Source organism: Paraburkholderia acidiphila, from assembly GCF_009789655.1.
GTDB lineage: Bacteria > Pseudomonadota > Gammaproteobacteria > Burkholderiales > Burkholderiaceae > Paraburkholderia > Paraburkholderia acidiphila.
Window position 1 is genome coordinate 1769648 of record NZ_CP046910.1, and the last position, 17170, is coordinate 1786817.

The following is a 17170-nucleotide window of genomic DNA, read 5'->3' on the forward strand; positions in this document are numbered from 1 at the left end:
CTAACGCGTGAATTAAAGTAGAACGATGATCACGCGCACCCGCACTGCCGCTTCTGCACCGCGCCCGCGCGGCCGGCGCCGCGCCGCCGCCGACCTCGACATGCGCGAGCGGCTGCTCGCCAGCGCCACACAACTGTTCGGCGAGCAGGGCATTGCGGCTACCACCATGGCGCAGATTGCCGAGGCCGCAGGCGTCACATCCGCCATGGTTCACTACTACTTCACGAACCGCGAAAAGCTGCTCGACGCCGTGGTTGACGAGCGCATTGCGCGCTCGATTGCTTTCGTGTGGGAGAGCGTGGAGGGCGACATTGCGCAAGACCCCCGCGCGCTCGTGGAGGAGCTGGTTGCGCGGCTCTTCGAAGTCACCTCGCGCATGCCCTGGCTGCCGCCGCTCTGGCTGCGCGAAATCGTCAACGAAGGTGGCTTGCTGCGCGAGCGCATGCTCAAGCGGCTACCCATCGAGCAGCTGCAACGCTTTGCCGCGCGCATCGGCGAGGCGCAGCGCGACGGCAGCGTGAATGCCGAACTCGAAGCGCCGCTGCTCTTCATCTCGATTCTTGCGCTTGTCATGCTGCCGCTCGCCACTTCGAAGATCTGGCAAAGCGCGCGAGGCTTTCCAAAAATCGAGCGCGAGGCGCTGCATCGGCATGTGAGCGCGCTGTTGAGCGCGGCCTTGCGCCCAGCGCCGCAGGACAAGCGTGTGCGCCGCGCCGCGGGCCGCAAGGAGGACGCGTCATGAAGCGCGGCATGGCCTGCCTGTGCGCCGTCGCGTTCGCGTTCGCGCTCGCCGCGTGCTCCAGACAGGGAACGCCCGGCTGGCAGGGCTACGCAGAGGGCGAGTATGTCTATCTCGCGTCGTCGCAGCCGGGCACGCTCACGCACCTCGACGTGCAACGCGGACAAACCGTGGGCGCCAATGCGCCCGCCTTCGCGCTCGACTCCGTCGAAGAGGCGGCCGCGCGCGACGAGGCGCAGCATCGGCTCACTGCCGCGCAGAAGCAGCTCGCCGACCTCCAGACCGGCAAGCGCCCGCCCGAAGTGCGGGTAACCGAGGCGCAGCTCGCGCAGGCCGAGGCGAACGCGCACAAGGCCGCGCTCCAGCTCACGCGAGACGAGGCGCAACTGCGCGCAGGCGGCATTGCACAGGCACAGCTCGACGACTCGCGCGCGCAAGCCGCCTCCACGGCCGCCCAGGTGCGCGAGCTGCAAAACCAGGTGCGCGTGGCGAATCTGCCGGGGCGTACCGCGCAAATCGCCGCCCAGGCCGCCGATGTCGAAGCCGCGCGCGCCTCGCTCGCACAGGCGCAGTGGCGGCTCGACCAGAAGCGCGTGAGCGTGCCGAGCGGCGGCCTCGTCTACGACACGCTATTTCGTGTGGGCGAGTGGGTGCAGGCAGGGAACCCTGTCGTGCAGATGTTGCCGCCGCAGAACGTGAAGGTGCGCTTCTTCGTGCCCGAAACGATCGTTGGGTCGCTCGCGCCCGGCCGCAAGGTGAACGTGCGTTGCGACGGTTGCGCCGCCCTCGTGCCCGCCACCATCACGTGGATTTCGAACGCGGCCGAATACACGCCGCCCGTCATCTACAGCAACGAAAACCGAGCAAAGCTCGTTTTCCTGATCGAGGCGCGGCCTTCCGCGCAAGACGCCGTCAAGCTGCATCCGGGCCAGCCGGTCGAGGTGACGCTGCAATGAGCACACCTGATCATCCTGCCGGCGACTACGCCATCGACGTGCGCAATCTCAACAAGCACTTCGGCAGCAAGCATGTTGTGAACGACGTGTCGCTGCGGGTGGGGCGCGGCGAGATCTTCGGCTTTCTCGGCCCCAACGGCAGCGGCAAGACCACGTCGATCCGGCTCATGTGCGGGCTGCTCACGCCCGACTCCGGTTCAGGCACCTGCCTTGGCTACGACATCCTGCGCGAGAGCGCGCAGATCAAGCGTCACGTGGGCTACATGACGCAACGTTTCTCGTATTGGGAAGACCTGACGATTCGAGAGAACCTCGACTTCGTCGCGCGTATCTACCAGATGCCGAATCGCCGCGAAGCTGTCGACCGCGCGCTCGAATCGCTCGGGCTCGCGAGCCGCGCGAGCCAGCTCACCGGCGCGCTCTCGGGCGGCTGGAAGCAGCGGCTCGCGCTCGCGGCCTGCATGTTGCACGAGCCCGAACTGCTGCTGCTCGACGAACCGACTGCGGGCGTCGATCCTACCGCGCGCCGTGACTTCTGGGAGGAACTGCACCGGCTCGCGGCGCAGGGTATTTCGGTGCTCGTGAGTACGCACTACATGGACGAAGCCGAGCGCTGCCACAAGCTCGCTTATATCGCCTACGGCAAGCTGCTCACGCAGGGCACCGCCGCCGAGGTAATCGCCGAACAAGACCTCGAAACGTGGGCCATTCATGGCGAGCGCCTGACCGCGCTCGCTGCGCAGTTGCGCAACGCACCGGGAATCGACCAGACAGTGGTGTTCGGCTCCGCGCTGCATGCGAGCGGACGCGATCATGCGGCCCTCGCCACCGCCGTCGCGCGCGCCGTGGAGGGCCAGCCGTTGCGCGCCGAACGCATCGACACCGGTCTCGAAGATGTCTTCATCTACCTGATGAGCCATGCTCAAGACAACTACGGAGCGACGTCGTGAGCGCGTCGTTCCCGTTTTCCGTGGCGCGCTGGTGGAGCATCGTGCTCAAGGAGTTCCTGCAGCTCAAGCGCGACCGCATCACGTTCGCGATGATCGTTGGCCTGCCGATCATCCAGCTCACGCTGTTTGGCTACGCGATCAACACCGACCCCAAACATCTGCCCACGGCCATTGTCGTAGGCGAGGACAGCGTGTTCGCGCGCAGTTTCGTCGCGGGCATGCGTAATTCCGCGTATTTCGATGTAGTCGAAACGCTGCCCGACGAAGCCTCGGCGCGCCACGCGCTCGCGCGCGGCACGGTTCAGTTAGTGCTTAGCATTCCTGTCGATTTCTCACGGCGCCTGCTGCGCGGCGAAAGACCCTCGCTGCTCGTCGAAGCCGATGCGAGCGACCCCACCGCCATCACCACCGCACTCGCCGCGCTGCCGGGGCTCGTCGCGCCGGTGGCCGCGAAGGACCTCACCGGCCCGCTCGCACACCTGAACGGCACGCCAGCCGCGTTCGACGTGCAGGTGCACCGGCTTTACAACCCCGAGGGCATTACGCAATACAACGTGGTACCGGGCCTCATGGGCGTGATCCTCACGATGACGATGGTGATGATGACGGGCCTCGCCATCACGCGCGAGCGCGAGCGCGGCACGATGGAGAATCTGCTCGCCACGCCTGTGCTGCCTATCGAGGTGATGACGGGCAAGATCATTCCGTACGTGGCAATTGGGCTGATCCAGGCGACCATCATCGTGCTCGCCGCGCGCTACGTGTTTCATGTGCCGTTTGCGGGCGGTCTCGTCCCGCTGTATCTTTCGGCGCTGCTCTTCATCGCCGCGAATCTCACGGTGGGCATCACGCTCTCGTCGCTCGCGCAAAACCAGTTGCAGGCCATGCAGCTGACGATGTTCTATTTCCTGCCCAGCCTGCTGCTCTCCGGCTTCATGTTTCCGTTCGGCGGCATGCCGCGCTGGGCGCAGTGGCTCGGCAATCTGCTGCCGCTCACGTATTTCAACCGGCTCGTGCGCGGCATCCTGCTCAAGGGCAACGGCTGGACCGACCTGTGGCCGGCAGTCTGGCCGCTCGCCGTCTTCACGGTCGCGGTCATGGCCATCGCCGTGCGCTTTTACCGGCGCACGCTCGATTAGCATGGGGCACATCTCCATGACGCGCGACGCCGCCTTTGCCTTGCTGCTTGTGCTCACGCTCTCGGGCTGCACCGTGGGCCCCGATTTTCACACGCCCGCCGCACCCGAGGCCACGGGCTGGACACGCGAGAGCGTGCCCGCGGCGACCGCCAGTGCGACAGGCCCCGGAGGCGGCGCGCAGACCTTCGCCACCGTCGAACACGCACCGAATGCATGGTGGACGCAATTCGGCAGTGCCCAGTTGAACTCACTCGTCGATCAAGCCTTGCGCGCGAGCCCCACACTCGACTCGGCGCGCGCCAAGCTCGTAGAAGCGCGCGAAAACTACAACGCGCAAGCAGGCGCGACGAACTTTCCGTCCGTCGATCTGAAGCTTTCCGGCACGCGCCAGAAAGTCGATCTCGCCGCGTTCGGCATTACACAAGTGCCGAATCCGGCGCCGTTTACGCTCTACAACGCTTCGGTCAGCGTCTCGTACGTACTCGACGTGTTCGGCGTCAACCGTCGCGCGCTCGAAGCCACGCTCGCCCAGGTCGATTATCAGGCGTACGAAATGGAGGCTGCGCGACTCTCCGTGGCCGGTAACGTGGTCGCCACGGCCATACGCCGCGCGTCGCTGCAACGCCAGATCGATATCACAACGCAACTCGCGCAGACGCAGGCACGCCAGCTCGCGATCATGCAAGCGCGCTACACGGCCGGCGGTGTAGCGGAGATCGACGTGCGAAGCCAGCGCACGCTGCTCGCGCAAACACGCGCCTCGCTGCCGCCGCTCGAAACACAGCGCGACGCGGCGGAGCATCAGCTCGCAACTTTGCTGGGCGTGGCGCCTTCGCAGTTCGCCGCGCCGCTCGATACACTTTCTCTCGATACCCTGAATCTGCCCGATACGGTCTCGCTCACTGTGCCTTCCACGCTGGCCCGAGAGCGTCCCGACATCCGCGCCGCTGAAGCGCTGCTGCACCAGGCCGGCGCGAACGTCGGCGTGGCAACCGCTAATCTCTTTCCACAGATCTCGCTCTCTGCGGGCATTGGATCGGAGCGCACGCACATCGAGGACGTGGTCAACGGACTCAATATCTGGAACGTGGGGCTCGGCCTCACCCAACCGCTGTTCCATGGCGGCGAGTTGCGGGCGAAAAAGCGGGCGTCAGAAGCCGCCTATGAAGCCGCGTTCGCGGACTATCGTCAGACCGTTCTGCAGGCGTTGCAGCAAGTCGCCGACTCACTGCAGGCGCTCCAGAACGATGCGACCGAACTGCAGGCGCGCGACGAAGCCGCCCGCGAGGCACAGGCCAACGCCGCGATCACGCAAACGCGCTACACAGCAGGGGGCGTGAGCGAATTCTCGCTGATCGATGCACAACGCCAGGCACTCCAGACGATGCTCGACCGCACGCGCGTTCATGCGGATCGGCTGACCGACACGGCGGCGCTCTACCAGGCCCTGGGTGGCGCCCCGCTTCCTGCTCTAGCGCCATCTGCAGCGGACAACGACACGTCTGTGCCCGCCGCGCCCGTTCGGTAGTCCAGCGGCCCCTTGCGGCAACCATCAGGCCATAACGGCAACCATTCGTTTCCTTCCGCTTGCGCCGCGCCTGCGCGACAATGACCCTCCCCTTGTTCCATCCGCAAACGAGAGACACGTATGAACCAGGCACCGCCGTCCCCCGCAACACTGTCCCCCAACGATCTCGTCGCGGCCAACGCGCTCCAGCTTTCGGAATGGATACGGCTGCGCAAGGTGTCCTGCCGCGAAGTGATGACGGCGTTCCTCGACCATATCGAGCGCGTGAATACGCCGGCCAACGCCATCGTCTCGCTGCGCGAGCGCGCCACGCTGCTCGCCGAGGCCGGCGAACGCGACGCCCAGCTCGCGCGCGGGGAATACCTCGGCTGGATGCACGGCATGCCGCAAGCGCCGAAGGATCTCACGGCCACGGCCGGCATCCCCTACACGCAAGGCTCGCCGCTGTTCCGCAACGAGGTGCCTGCCGCCGATTCGCTGATGGCCGCGCGCATGCGCGCACAGGGTGCGATTTTCATCGGCAAGACGAACACGCCGGAATTCGGCCTCGGCTCGAACACCTACAACACGGTCTTCGGCACCACGCTCAACGCTTACGACCCCACGCGCAGCGCGGGCGGCAGCAGCGGCGGCACCGCCGTGGCGCTCGCACTGCGCATGCTGCCCGTGGCGGACGGCAGCGACATGATGGGATCGCTGCGCAATCCCGCTGGCTGGAACAACGTGTTCGGGTTTCGTCCGTCGCAAGGGCGCGTGCCCTCCGTGCCTGCGCACGAACTGTTCTTTCACCAGCTCGGCTATGCGGGACCGATGGCCCGCAACGTGCCCGACCTCGCGATGCTGCTCTCCACCCAGGCGGGCTACGATGCGCGCGCGCCGCTTTCCCTCTCCGAAGATCCCGCGCAGTTTGCAGGCCCGCTCGAGCGCGATTTTGGTTGCGCGCGCATCGGTTGGCTAGGCGATTACGACGGTTATTTGCCGATGGAAGACGGCGTGCTCGCACTATGCGAAACGGCGCTCAAGGACTTCGAATCGATTGGCTGCAAGGTGGAAAACGCGCGCCCCGACTTCCAGATGGAGCGCCTGTGGCAAACCTGGCTCACGCTGCGCCATTTCTCGTGCGCGGGCACGCTGGGCGCGCTCTATCGCGACCCGGAGAAACGCGCGCTGCTCAAGCCCGAAGCGCAATGGGAAGTGGAAGGCGGCCTGAAGCTCTCGGGCGAAGACGTGTGGAACGCCACGGTCACGCGCAGCCAGTGGTACAACGCGCTACTCGCCCTCTTCGAACGTTACGACTACCTCGTGCTGCCAAGCGCTCAACTCTTCCCGTTCGCGGCGAACGAGCACTGGCCGAAGTCGATCGCGGGCCGCACGATGGACACCTATCACCGCTGGATGGAAGTGGTGATTGGCGGCAGTCTCGCCGGACTGCCCGTGATCAGCGTGCCTGCGGGCTTCAATGCGCAGGGCCTGCCGATGGGGTTGCAGGTCATCGGCAAGCCGCAGGCGGATCTTTCGGTGCTGCAACTCGCCCACGCGTACGACCGCGCCACGCAGTGGGTCAAGCGGCGCGTGCCGGCGCTGCTTCAGGCGTAACGCACAGAAGCAAAAAGGCAGCGCCGCGGCGCTGCCTTTTTTTCTATCAAGCACTTAAACCGTCACGCTTTCACCGCGCGCGCCGCATTCCTGCCCCGCAACCATTCGAGCGCGAGCAGCAGACACGTGGAGAACACGATCAGGATCGTTGCGAGCGCAGCGATCGTCGGGCTGATGTTCTCGCGAATGCCCGTGAACATCTGGCGCGGCAAGGTGGTCTGATCGGCGCCCGCGAGGAAGAGCGTCACGACCACCTCATCGAACGACGTCGCGAACGCAAAGAGCGCGCCGGAAATCACGCCAGGCGCGATCACGGGCAGCGTGATGCGGAAGAACGTCGTGACCGGATTCGCCCCGAGCGAAAGACTCGCACGCACGAGATTGTGATTGAAGCCCTGCAGCGTGGCCGCCACTGTCGTCACGACGAACGGCACGCCGAGCGACGCATGCGCGAGGATCAGCCCGAGGTACGTATTGGCGAGACCGAGCGGCGCAAAAAACAGATACATGCCGACGCCCACCACGACCACCGGCACGATCATCGGCGAGATCAGCACGGCCATGAGCAGCGCCTTGCCGCGGAAATCGGCCTTGGTGATGCCGATGGCCGCGAGTGTGCCAAGGACGGTCGCCACCAACGTCGCCGCGGGGCCCACGATGAAGCTGTTCTTCGCGGCCATGCGCCATTCGTCGGACATCACGAGGTTTTCGTACCAGCGCAGCGACCAGCCCGGAATCGGATAAACGAGGAACGTGCTCGACGAAAACGACAGCGGCACGATCGCGAGCACGGGCAGGATCAGATACAGCAGCGTGAGCACGACGAGCGCGCGCAGCGCGAAGTACCACACGCGTTCGACAGCCGATGTATGCGGCGCAAAAAGCGGTTTGGCGAATTTCATGATTGCGCTTTCCTCAGCCAAGGCTCAGTTGTGTGCGCGTGAAGCGCCCGTAGACGAAATAGAGCACCGTGGTCGCCGCGAGCAGCAGCGCGCCGAGCGCGCAGGCCATGCCCCAGTTGATCGACACGTTGGTGAAGTACGCCACGTAATAGCTCACCATCTGGTCGCCCGGGCCGCCGAGCAGCGCCGGCGTGATGTAGTAGCCAATCGAGAGGATGAACACGAGCAGCACGCCCGCGCCCACCCCTGGGTAGGTCTGCGGCACGTACACGCGCCAGAAGGCCGCGAACGGATGGCTGCCGAGCGACACCGCGGCGCGCTGGTACGTGGGCGGAATCGACTTCATTACGCTGTAGAGCGGCAGCACCATGAACGGCAGCAGGATGTGCGTCATCGAGATATAGACGCCCACGCGATTGAACAGCAGCGTCAACGGTTGCGAAATGAGGCCCGTGCCGAGCAGCGCCTTGTTGACGAGACCCTCGCCCTGGAGAATCACGATCCACGCGGCCACGCGCACGAGAATCGACGTCCAGAACGGAATCAGCACGAGGATCATCACGAGATTCGCGCGGCGCTCGGAGAGCGTCGAGATCCAGTAGGCGAGCGGGTAGCCGAGCAGCAGCGCGAACACCGTCACGAACACGCTGATGACAAAGGTACGGCCGAACACGTCGAGATAGATCTGCTGTTCTGGGTCGGCGGCCACGATGTTGCCGAATGCATCCTGCCGGTGATCGAGCGAGGCGAGCAGATAGAACGGCGAATAACGCGAACTGTTTTTGGCGATGGCCTGCCAGTAGGCCACGTCGTTCCAGCGGTCGTCGAGTTCGACGATCTTGGCGCGCGTTTGTGCGGGCGTGAGCGTGAGCGGTTTGCCGTCGTCGTCGGCAAGCGGCATGGCGCGCGCCGTCTTCGCGACCAGTGAGCGGAAGCCCGCGATTTCCACATTCAGGCGGCGCGCCAGCGCGCCCATCGCGTCGCCGTCCTGCACGACGGTCAGGTCCTGCGCGAGTGCCGCGTAGGCCGCGTCGGGCGGCGCGCTCTTGCGGTCCCAGTCGCGCAGCGCGGTAATGGTATGCGGCAGCGCCGTCGCCACTTCGGGATTCTGCACCGCGCGTGTGAGCAGCGCCGCGATCGGCACCACGAAAATCAGCAGCAAAAAGATCGCGAGCGGCGCGATCAGCATGAGCGCCACGGTGCGCTTCTTCGCTTGCGCCACGCGCAGTTCGCGCTTCAGGCGCGCGCTCTCTTCGCGTGCCGCGCCGGTAACGTTGGTCACGGTCGTCATTGTGGTCACTTACTGTCTCCAGCCTCCGGGCCGCACGAAGCAGCCAAACGCTCCGGCGCCTCGCGCGCCGGAGCGTCACTCCATCATCTTACTTCGCAGCCCACGAGGCGAAGCGCTGCTCCAGCTCGTCGCCGTGATCGGTCCAGAACGTGAGGTTCTGCTGCACCGCGTTCTTGCCGTTGGCCGGCGAGTTCGGCAGATTGCCGAGCGTCTTCGCGTCGAGCGCCTTGATCGCGTTCGCGTTCACCGGGCCGTAAGCGATGTGCTGCGCGTACGCCTGTTGCGGCTTCTGCGAGAGCGTATAGGCGATGTACTGCTCGGCCAGCGCCTTGTTCGGCGCACCCTTCGGAATCGCCCAGTAGTCGAGGTCGTAGATGCTGCCGTTCCAGACGACCTTGAGGTTCTTGCCTTCGCGCTGCGCGGCGTCGATACGGCCGTTGAACGCCGTGGACATCACCACGTCGCCCGCGACGAGGAACTGCGGCGGCTGCGCGCCGGCTTCCCACCACTGGATGTTCGGCTTCAGTTCGTCGAGCTTCTTGAACGCGCGGTCCTGGCCCGCCTTGGTCGAGAGCACCTTGTAGACATCCTGCGGCGCCACGCCGTCGGCCATCAGTGCGAATTCCAGGTTGTACTGAGCGCCCTTGCGCATGCCGCGCTTGCCCGGGAATTTCTTCACGTCCCAGAAGTCGGCCCAGCTCGTGGGCGCGGTCTTGAGCTTGTCGGCGTTATAGGCGAGCGCGGTGGACCACACGAAGAAGCCTGCGCCGCAGGGCTGCTGCGCCGCCTTCATGAAATCGCCCTTGTTGCCGAGCTTGGCCCAGTCGAGCTTTTCGTAGAGACCTTCGTCGCAGCCGCGCGCGATGTCGCCGGTTTCGACTTCCACCACGTCCCAGTCCACGTGCTTCGCGTCGACCATGGCCTTCACCTTGGCCTGCTCGCCGTTGTACTCGACAGCGGTGATCTTGTTGCCCGTCTGCGCCTGGAACGGCTCGTTGAACGCCGCCTTCTGCGCATTGCCATTGGCGCCGCCAAAGTTCACGACGGTCAGTTCCGCGGCATTCGCCACGCCGAACGAGAGTGCGAGCGCGGCCGCGACCGCAGCAACGCGCATGTTGCCGATCTGCTTCATGGTTGAGTCCCTTCTCCTTGGTGGTTTGTCTTGCCGGGCCCTTCGGTGCGAGAGATGTGGCCCGATCGTCGAGACGCTTGCTTCGCGAGGCGACGGCGCGCGAGATCGCGCGCCGCGCCCGCACGCCTCATGCGAACACGCGCAAATGCTCAGGCGCGAATTCGAGTGCGACCGGCTGACCGGGCGCGAAGCCGTCGAGCGCCTCGGTGCCGAGCGGCACCTTCACGAAGCACTCGTCCTGCTGGGGCAGGCCACAGCGCATGCGAACGTGGTCGCCGAAATAGATCAGGCCGCGCGCAACGCCTGCCAGCGCGTTTGCGCCATTGCCCTTCGAACCGTTCGCAAGCTTCATGCGCTCGGGGCGAATACAGGCGATAGCCGCGGCGCCGGCCTGCGCACCCGCCACGTTGCGGCCCTTCAGACGCGTACCGTCGGCAAGATGCATTTCGCAGTACTCGCCATCCACGGCGGCGATGGTGCCGCGCAGCCGGTTGCTGTCGCCAATGAAGTTAGCCACGAACTCGTTGCACGGCGACTCGTAGAGCCGGTCCACGCTGTCGAGTTGCTGCACGATGCCCTTGTCGAACACGGCCACGCGGTCCGACATGGTGAGCGCCTCGCCCTGGTCGTGCGTGACGTACACGAAGGTGACGCCGAGCTTCTCGTGCAGCGATTTCAGTTCGTACTGCATATGTTCGCGCAATTGCTTGTCGAGCGCGCCGAGCGGCTCGTCCATCAGCACGAGCTTCGGCTGGAACACGAGCGCGCGGGCGAGCGCGATGCGCTGCTGCTGGCCGCCCGAAAGCTGCGCGGGATAGCGCTTCGCGAAGCCTTCCATGCGCACCATCTTGAGCGCGTCGTTCACGCGCTGCGCGCGTTCCGCAGTGGGCACCTTGCGCACGCCCAGCGGGTAAGCCACGTTCTGCTCGACCGTGAGATGCGGAAAGAGCGCGTAGTTCTGAAACACCATGCCGATGTCGCGCTTGTGCGGCGGCACGTTGTTGAGCAGCTTGCCTTCGAGGCGGATCTCGCCGCCAGTGGGAAACTCGAAGCCGGCGAGCATCATCAGGCAGGTGGTTTTGCCCGAGCCGGAAGGCCCGAGCAGCGTCAAAAACTCGCCCTGGTAAATATCGAGGTCAAGTTGTTTGACAACCAGCGTCTCGCCGTCGTACGTCTTGCGTACGCCGCGAAAGCTGACGATCACATCCGAGGTCTTCATGCGCCCTGTCTCCATTGCTTGCTCTTTCTCCGGCCCGCCTCTTCTGACGCGATTAAATAAATGCTGTCACAGGCATTAACCGAAACTGACGTGCGAATTACTATAGATGGTCCCGGCTCTATTCAATGGAGCCATTTCATTATTATCGATGGAACCACTTGGCCATGGTCATCCTGTCCGAATGGCTCGCGGCGCAACTCGACAAGGAAAGCGCCGAGCCCGCCTACCGCCAGCTGCTGCAGCTCATGCAGCAGGCCATCCTGACGGGCCGGCTCGCGCCCGGCACCAAGCTGCCCAGCTCGCGCACGCTGGCTGGCGACCTCGGCGTGGCGCGCAACACCGTGCTGCACGTCTACGACCAGCTGAGCGCCGAGGGCTACGTGATCTCGACGACGGGCAGCGGCACCTATGTCGCCGACACGCGCCCGGACACGGCCGCCGTGAGCACGGCGGCGCCCGCCGCCGCCCCCGCCGACGAGGAAGACGACGCGAACGGGGGCTCCCCGCGCGGCGACATGTCGATGCGCGGCCAACGGCTCATCAACGAGGCGGGCGTGTCCGCCAAGCAGTGGGGCGCGTTCATGCCGGGCGTGCCCGACGTGGCCGAATTTCCCGCGCGCACGTGGAGCCGCCTGCAGGCGCGGCTGTGGAAATCGGCGAATCACGATTTGCTGACTTACGCGCCCGGCGGCGGCTACCGGCCGCTGCGGCGCGCGCTTTCGGACTACCTGCGCGTGGCACGCTCGGTGCGCTGCACGCCGGACCAGATCATCATCACGACCGGCATTCACCAGTCCATCGATCTCGCCGTGCGCCTGCTCGCCGACGTGGGCGACCGCGCATGGGTCGAAGAGCCGTGCTATTGGGGCGCGCGCAGTGTGTTGCAGTCCTCAGGATTGAAGCTCGCGCCCATTCCCGTCGACGACGAAGGGCTCAATCCGCGCGAACAGGACCTGCGCGACCCGCCGCGTATCGCGCTCGTCACGCCATCGCATCAATACCCGCTCGGCATGGTGATGAGCCTCGCGCGCCGGCGCACGCTGCTCGAATACGCGCGCCAGCACAAGGTGTGGATCATCGAGGACGACTACGACAGCGAGTTCCGCTACGGCAGCCGCCCGCTCGCCTCGCTGCAAGGTCTCGACGAGTCGGACCGCGTGATCTACGTGGGCAGTCTCGGCAAGCTGCTGTTTCCGGGCCTGCGCATCGGCTACATGGTCGTGCCCGAGCGGCTCGCGGCCACGTTCCGCACCGGCGTGGCGGAGCTGTATCGCGAAGGCCAGCTCATGCAGCAAGCCGTGCTCGCCGAATTCATCATGGACGGCTATCTCACCTCGCACGTGCGCCGCATGCGCACGCTGTATGGCGAGCGGCGCCAGTTGCTGATCGACGCGGTCACGCGCCATTTCGGCGACGCGCTGCCGGTCATGGGCGACGAAGCGGGCCTGCACTTCGTGCTCGGCCTGCCCGACCACGCCGACGATCGCGTCGTCACCGCGGCCGCCTACGATGCGGGCGTGATCGTGCGCCCGCTTGCCGCCTACTACAGCGTGCGCCAGGATCGCCAAGGATTGCTAACGGGTTACGCGTGCGTGCCGCACGAGGAAATCGAGCCGGCTTTCGCGACGCTCGCGCAGGTGATCGAGGAACACGCGTTTTCGAAGCCGGAAAAGCTGCGGCGCGCCGGTTGAACCGAAGCGCGCCGCTGCATTGAGTCGCGAAAAAACGCCTATTTCAGGCCGAAATCCACCCGCGTCGTCGCGCCCTTGTCGTCGATGCCCTTCGCATCCAGCTTCGGCGCCACGATGAACACTCGGCTCGGGTCGACCTTGCCTTCGAAGTATTGCTGCACCGCTTGCGCGCGTTGCTGAGCGAGGTTGCGCAAGGCCGCATCGTCAACGGGCGCGTGGTCGGCCAGCGCCTGCTTCATGTCGTCCACGGGCAGCGTCTTCGTGAAGCCGACCATGTTGCGCGGCTTCTTGAAGTCGGCATCCTTATAGGCCTTGGTGAGGTACTTCTCGTACTCCTTGTCGTCCACCTTGACCTGCGAGGTATCCACGCTCTCGCCATTGCCCACCGTGTCCTTCACCTTCTGAAGCCGCACGAGGCGATCCACGTATCGCTCGCGCAGCGCAGGCGTGTCCACAGCCGGATCGACGCGGCCGATCAGGTCGATCTTGATCGAGGGCTTGTCGTCGAGTGCCTTCACGATCGTGTCGAGCTTCTTCTGGTCGGTATCGGTCAGCGTTGCTGTGCCCGCTGCGAATTCGACATAGCCAAGATCTTCGCCGCCGCCGCCGAATGCGTTGGCGAGCAGCGTGAACGGCGCGGTCACCGCCTTCGCGATCAGGTTGAGCACCGCCTTCCAGATCAGGCCGCCCAGGCTGAACTCGGGGTTCGAGAGCGAGCCCGACACCGGAATGTTCACGTCGATCTCACCCTTGCGGTTCTTCAGCAGCGAGATCGCGAGACGCACCGGCAGCTTGGTCGCCGTGTCGTTGTCGATGTGATCGCCGAACGTGAGCTGATCGATGAAGATATGGTTGTTCGCCGAGAGCTGGTCGTTCGCGAGCTGGTAATGCAGGTCGACGTTGAGCTTGCCCTTCGTGATCGGGTAGCCCGCGTACTTCGCCGAGTACGGCGTGAGGTTCGTCAGCTCGATGTCGTGCGCGCTCGCCGTGAGGTCGAGCGAAGGCTTCGCGATAAGCGGGTTTATCGTGCCCTTGATCGAGAGCGGCCCGTTCGCCGCGAGCTTCGCGGACACGTCCACCGGCGCGGGCGTCGTCGACTCCGTGCCGAACGCGCCCACCGTGCCGTGGATCTGCACGAGGTCGGCGGTGTAGTTCGGCTTGATGAAGTTGTCGGTGTAGTTCACGCGGCCGTCTTGCAGCACGAGCTCGCCGAAGTGCAGGCGCACTGGAGTTTTCGGCGCCTGCGCAGCCACGACCGTTGCAGGCGCGGAAGCCGGCGCGGGTGCGGAAGCGGTTTGCACCGGTGCGCTCGCCGCCTGCGGCGTGAGCGGCACGGGCTCGCGCTGGCCAGGCTTGCCGCTCGTGTCCTGCGTGAGCGACTGCGCCGCGCCGGTTTGATGCGCAACCACGTCCTTGAGATTGAGCTTGCCCTGCGCGTCGAGCAGCACGCGGCCGTAGAAGCCCGCGAAGGTCACGCGGCTCGCGTCCACGTCGGTGCCGCGCGCGTCGTCGTAGTTCGCCTTCAGGTTCGTGAGCGCGAGCGAGCGCCAGCCCGCGAACGGGCCGGAGGTGGCCTTGTCGAGCATGCGCACGTCCACGAGCGCCGCGTCGCCGCGATAGCTGGCCTTGAGCGCCTTGCCCTGCTCCACGGAAAGCTGCCCGTTCATGTTGAGCAGCGCGCTGGCGATCACCGCATTGAGCTGGTTGCCGAAGTAAGGCTCGAACGCGGCGGCGTCGAGCCGGTTCGCGTCGATCTTCAGTTGCGCCGTAAGCGGCGTGGGGTTGATCTTGCCGCTCAGCGCCAGCGTGCCCTTGCGGTTGACGGTCGCCTTCAGGTCGATCGGCAGCGGGTGCCGCAGGTCGTCGCTGATCTGCTGGATCTTCAGGTCGAACGGCGTGATGGCGAGCTTCGCCGGGCGCTGCGTCGAGCTGTCCGTGAAGTTGATCGTGCCGTTACTGAGCGTGAACGCGTCGATCGTATAGCGCCACGCCGGCCCCTCCTGCACGGACTTCTGCGCTGCGTGGATCGCCGTACGCTCGGGCGCCGCCTGATGTGTGGACGCGAGCTGCGCCAGGTCGATCTGGCCGCCCTTCTGGCGCTCGGCGTTCACCACGAGGCCGGTCAGGTCCACCGAGGCGATCTGCGCCTTGCGCGCGTTGAGGTCGATGCCGCTCACCTGCACGGTGCCCTGGGCGAGCGAGATAGCAGGCGCCTTCGCGCCGCGCGCCGCGAGCTTGAGCGATTCGAGCCCGAGCGTGCTCTGCCCGACCTGCATGGCGGCAGGCTGCTGCGCCCAATCGGCCTTGAGCGTGGACGTGAGGTTCAGTTTGCCATCCACGACCTGCGCGCTGCTCAGGTTGTCGATATACGGCTGCATCTGCGGCAGGCTCACGCTCGCGAGCGCGATGTTGGCTTCGGCGTTCTTGCCCGCCATGCTGAACGTGCCCGACGCCTTGATCGTGCCACCGTCGTTCGCGGTGGTCGCAAACGTGAATGGCGCGCCTTCCTTCGCGGTGCTCGAGAATTTATCGAGCGTGGTGGAAAGCTGGGTGAGGTCGATGTTCACCGTGCGCGAAGGCACATCGTCGCGCACGTGCACGGTGCCGTTCGTGAGCGCGAACTGGCGGATCGAGAGATCGAGCGGCGCGGGCTTCGCCTCCTCGGGCGCCGCCTGCGCGCTCGCCGTACCCGAGGCACCCGAGGCCGGCGCGGCGCTCGCGGCCTTGTTCTCAGCCTGCTCCTTTTGCGCCGCCGGCGCGCCCATGAGCTTCTCGACGCTCAGCACGCCTTGCTTGTCGCGCGCGACCCACACGGTGGGCGCGTCGAGACGGATGTCGTCGAAGCGATAGACGTTGCTGAACGGTTCGAGCGACGCCGCCGCGACGTGCAGGCTGCGCGCGCCGAAGAACGGCGCATTGGCGTTGTCGGTCGAGTCGAAATCGTTCAGGTCGGTCGTGCCCGTCACGCGCAGCGTGGGCTTCTCGCCCGACATCACGAAATCGAGCTTGAGGTTGGTCGAGAGCTTGCCGCTCTTCACCGTCACGGGCAGCTTCGTGGGCGCGTAGGTGAGGAGCTTCGGCACATCGAGGTCGGTCAGGCGCAACTCCACCTCTGACTCGCGCGTCGCCGAGAACGGCTTGGTCTTGCCGTCGATGGCGAGCGTGCTCGAGCCGTCGATGCGCGCGCGCAGCATCGGCTCGACGAAGATGTCGGTCTTGGAAGCCAGCGTGGCGATGAACGGGATGCCGAGCGACCAGCGGTCGATCACGTGCTTTTCGTTGAGCAGGCGATCGTCGAAGGTGATCTGGCCGTTCTCGACGCGGATGTTCGAAACCGAAAACTGCGCGGGCTTGCTGTTCGGCTTCGAGGGCGTCGAGAACTTCTCGATGAGGTCCGAGAAGTTGAAATGCTGCGCGTCGAGCCGCACGATCGTGGCGCGCGGCGAGTCGAGCCGCAGTTCTTCGACGATGGGCGCCGCGCGGAAGATCGACGACCATGAGGCCTGCACGACGGCGCGCGAAACATCGAAGAAGTCGCCATTGCCGCCGCGCTCGCCGATATGCACGCGGTCCGCTTCGAGACGCAGCGTATACGGATTGAGCGCGATGCGGCCAATCGTGACGGGACGGTCGAGCTGCTTGCTCAGTTGCTGTTCGGCGACATGACGAATGATGGGCGGCGCGGCGAAGAAGCCGACGAGGCCGAACACAATGAGAAAGATGACGACGCCCGTGAGGATGCGCCGGGTGCGAGGCGCACGCGCGACAGCGCGCACCGATTGCAAGGAAGAGTTGAGCGACGCTTTGTTGAGGCTTGCCATGCTTGCTTGCGGATGAGGCGGCAACAGGCCCGCCGCGGGATGTGGGTCTGAAGTCGGAAATCCGGGGATGCCGACAGCCCGAAGTATAGGTCCGATAGAAGATCGGACGGCGGGAAAACGCCGCCCGCGGCGCAGGATTTGCGCAACAAGAAGTAACAACGGAAGTGCGATTGCCCGGCACCTGTCGCGTGTGTTGCGCGATGCAT

At 65.5% G+C, this 17170-nt stretch carries 12 protein-coding genes; 7 read left to right on the top strand and 5 right to left on the bottom strand.

Features of this window, described 5'->3' with window-relative positions; translation table 11 throughout:
* Positions 1–25: 25 nt before the first annotated feature.
* The 6 genes from FAZ97_RS22410 to FAZ97_RS22435 all read left to right on the top strand — a co-directional run bounded on the left by FAZ97_RS22410 (position 26) and on the right by FAZ97_RS22435 (position 6908).
* On the top strand, positions 26–742 hold the full coding sequence (locus FAZ97_RS22410; protein ID WP_233271735.1) for a TetR/AcrR family transcriptional regulator: 717 nt from the start codon (positions 26–28) through the stop codon (positions 740–742).
* Complete coding sequence (locus FAZ97_RS22415) at positions 739–1695, top strand: HlyD family secretion protein (RefSeq protein WP_158760591.1); 957 nt, start codon at positions 739–741, stop codon at positions 1693–1695. The genes FAZ97_RS22410 and FAZ97_RS22415 overlap by 4 nt, the downstream gene beginning before the upstream one ends.
* Positions 1692–2645, top strand: a complete 954-nt coding sequence (locus FAZ97_RS22420; RefSeq protein WP_158760592.1) for an ABC transporter ATP-binding protein — start codon at positions 1692–1694, stop codon at positions 2643–2645. The genes FAZ97_RS22415 and FAZ97_RS22420 overlap by 4 nt, the downstream gene beginning before the upstream one ends.
* On the top strand, positions 2642–3784 hold the full coding sequence (locus FAZ97_RS22425; protein ID WP_158760593.1) for an ABC transporter permease: 1143 nt from the start codon (positions 2642–2644) through the stop codon (positions 3782–3784). The genes FAZ97_RS22420 and FAZ97_RS22425 overlap by 4 nt, the downstream gene beginning before the upstream one ends.
* 1 nt (position 3785) lies before the next feature.
* The gene (locus FAZ97_RS22430) at positions 3786–5312 is read left to right on the top strand and encodes an efflux transporter outer membrane subunit (protein WP_233271736.1); all 1527 of its coding nucleotides are present in this window, start codon (positions 3786–3788) and stop codon (positions 5310–5312) included.
* Positions 5313–5432: 120 nt separating this feature from the next.
* Positions 5433–6908, top strand: a complete 1476-nt coding sequence (locus FAZ97_RS22435; protein WP_158760594.1) for an amidase — start codon at positions 5433–5435, stop codon at positions 6906–6908.
* 62 nt (positions 6909–6970) lie between these two features.
* Here the strand turns inward: FAZ97_RS22435 and FAZ97_RS22440 are convergent, their stop codons facing one another.
* From FAZ97_RS22440 to FAZ97_RS22455, 4 genes are all read right to left on the bottom strand, one after another.
* The gene (locus tag FAZ97_RS22440; protein ID WP_158760595.1) at positions 6971–7810 is read right to left on the bottom strand and encodes an ABC transporter permease; all 840 of its coding nucleotides are present in this window, start codon (positions 7808–7810) and stop codon (positions 6971–6973) included.
* A 13-nt stretch (positions 7811–7823) separates the two neighbouring features.
* Complete coding sequence (locus tag FAZ97_RS22445; protein WP_158761042.1) at positions 7824–9101, bottom strand: ABC transporter permease; 1278 nt, start codon at positions 9099–9101, stop codon at positions 7824–7826.
* A gap of 88 nt (positions 9102–9189) precedes the next feature.
* On the bottom strand, positions 9190–10233 hold the full coding sequence (locus FAZ97_RS22450) for an ABC transporter substrate-binding protein (RefSeq protein WP_158760596.1): 1044 nt from the start codon (positions 10231–10233) through the stop codon (positions 9190–9192).
* A gap of 127 nt (positions 10234–10360) precedes the next feature.
* Positions 10361–11452, bottom strand: coding sequence for an ABC transporter ATP-binding protein (locus FAZ97_RS22455; protein ID WP_158760597.1), 1092 nt, complete (start codon positions 11450–11452; stop codon positions 10361–10363).
* A gap of 158 nt (positions 11453–11610) precedes the next feature.
* On the opposite strand from FAZ97_RS22455, the gene pdxR reads away from it, so the two are divergent.
* Positions 11611–13143, top strand: a complete 1533-nt coding sequence (gene pdxR / locus FAZ97_RS22460) for a MocR-like pyridoxine biosynthesis transcription factor PdxR (protein WP_158760598.1) — start codon at positions 11611–11613, stop codon at positions 13141–13143.
* Positions 13144–13181: 38 nt separating this feature from the next.
* Here pdxR and FAZ97_RS22465 read toward each other — a convergent pair whose 3' ends face one another.
* The gene (locus FAZ97_RS22465) at positions 13182–16964 is read right to left on the bottom strand and encodes a DUF748 domain-containing protein (protein ID WP_158760599.1); all 3783 of its coding nucleotides are present in this window, start codon (positions 16962–16964) and stop codon (positions 13182–13184) included.
* Between the last annotated feature and the right edge of the window lie 206 nt (positions 16965–17170).